The 1749-nt window shown below is 33.0% G+C and carries 3 protein-coding genes; all 3 read left to right on the top strand.

Going from position 1 to position 1749, the window contains the following annotated elements; genetic code table 11:
- Positions 1 to 92: 92 nt before the first annotated feature.
- Genes ACJROP_RS06005 through ACJROP_RS06015 form a run of 3 tightly spaced genes read left to right on the top strand, consistent with a single transcriptional unit; the run spans position 93 to position 1601 of the window.
- Entirely contained in the window at positions 93 to 260 is a 168-nt protein-coding gene (locus tag ACJROP_RS06005) for an ATP-grasp domain-containing protein (protein WP_406534581.1), read from the top strand.
- Positions 257 to 991: an ATP-grasp domain-containing protein gene (locus tag ACJROP_RS06010; RefSeq protein WP_406534579.1), complete on the top strand. Its 735-nt coding sequence runs from the start codon at positions 257 to 259 to the stop codon at positions 989 to 991. The genes ACJROP_RS06005 and ACJROP_RS06010 overlap by 4 nt, the downstream gene beginning before the upstream one ends.
- Complete coding sequence (locus ACJROP_RS06015) at positions 981 to 1601, top strand: DUF3841 domain-containing protein (protein WP_406534580.1); 621 nt, start codon at positions 981 to 983, stop codon at positions 1599 to 1601. The genes ACJROP_RS06010 and ACJROP_RS06015 overlap by 11 nt, the downstream gene beginning before the upstream one ends.
- Positions 1602 to 1749: the final 148 nt, after the last annotated feature.

The raw sequence follows: 1749 nt of genomic DNA on the forward strand, positions 1-1749 counted from the left end.
CATCCTTTCGATAACTTATATTATCATTATACCACACTTTTCGATTTTGGAATACCTAAAAGCCCATTTTTTCCGACTAACACCAAAAATTTATTGAAAAATACAGAAATTTGCCGAGTACGTTTTATACAGTTGATTATGCGGAACTTTCAGACGGTACATGGAAAATCATAGAAGCAGGTGATGGGCAGGTATCGGGACTTTCCGACAATCAGAATATACATAACTTTTACAGACTTATGGATGTGATTTTTGAATGAAGAAAAATTGCAGATACGCATTTATACATTCTTTTCGTGGAAAACCATGGAATGAGGAATGTCGGGTGGCTTATAACGGTTTTAAAAAACTTGGATTTGAATGTGTGCTTTTTACGACAAATGAAGAAATTGCTTTTCGTAAAAAAGAGGATATAGTTGTAGGCGGTATGCTGATAATGAGTTCAGTTTTAGATGAATATGGAATACAGACTGAAAATTATAATTATCCCGATGAATTGAATTATATTTTGGGCAGACGTATATGGACAACTGAATTGAAAAACTTGCATAATGAGAAAATGCCGTTTTTTGTAAAGCCTGTTGAAGAAAAAATTGCTCAGGGAATGGTTATAAATTCTGATAAAGATTTGAGTGAATACGACAATTTAAACGGTGAAACAAAAATGTTATGCAGTGAAGTGGTGGATTTTCTTTCGGAATGGCGTTGTTTTATTCTGAATGGAGAAATTATTGGAATACAGCATTACAAAGGTGATAAGACACTTGTTTGCAATGAAAAATTGATAGAAAAAGCTGTTGAAAAATGTGTTGATTTTCCGTCAGCTTATACTTTGGATTTTGGTGTTACGGATGACGGGAGAACGCTTTTGATTGAAATGAATGACGGCTATTCAATAGGGTGTTATGGTTTGAATGATGTTTTATACGCAAAATTTTTATATGCAAGATGGGCTGAATTGACAGGAACAGTTGATGAATGTGATTTTTGAACTATCATTTTTCTGTAAAATGGGTAGGGAGAGTGGTGCGGAAATGAAATTATGGACATTACAGCCTGTTGAAGTGTATGATTCTATTATGAAAGACGGTGCATACAGATGTAAGCCTGAACTGTCAGAATGTCTGACTGAAATGAATTTTTATGATGCTTATGATTGGCTTGTCGGACAAATGAAAGAAAAAATCGGTCAGCCTCCGCAAAATGTAAAATATCCTGTATGGGCATGGCACACGACATATGGAGAGCACAAGAAACCTGATTTAAGGCGGATGGATTTCAGAAGTAAAGAACTTATGGTCTGTCTTGAGATAGAAAAGTCTGATGATCAGGTTTTGTTGAGTGATGAAGAAAATTGGCATTTTGTACTGAGTAATTGGTATTTTTCAAAGAGTGAGGAAGATTATAATACATTTGAATTGATGTCATCTGATGAACAGGAAATCATAAAAAGAAAATCCTTGGAAAGAATATTTCTTATCGAAACTTTCAAAGATGATTGGATAAGCCGAGGAATGTTTATACAGGCTACTTTTTGGGAATTGAAAAAGAGTGATATTAGAAAAGTGATTTACTATGGAAAAAGATGTAAATGTAAATAATGTATAAATCTTCAAATCAAAACTTATGTATTATTTTTTGCTGGGACTGTAAAAATATTTAATTAGTGTCTGCTCAATAATCAAGCAATTCTAAAAAGATAATTATTATTCCGAAATCTCAACAATAAGAGCAGATAAAAAATTGCAA

The organism is Methanobrevibacter sp., from assembly GCF_045220775.1.
Classification (GTDB): domain Archaea; phylum Methanobacteriota; class Methanobacteria; order Methanobacteriales; family Methanobacteriaceae; genus Methanocatella.

What these genes read in the sequence shown, in the direction of transcription:
- ACJROP_RS06010 (WP_406534579.1), top strand. Translation starts at nt 257, where the DNA reads ATGAAGAAAAATTGCAGATACGCATTTATACATTCTTTTCGTGGAAAA.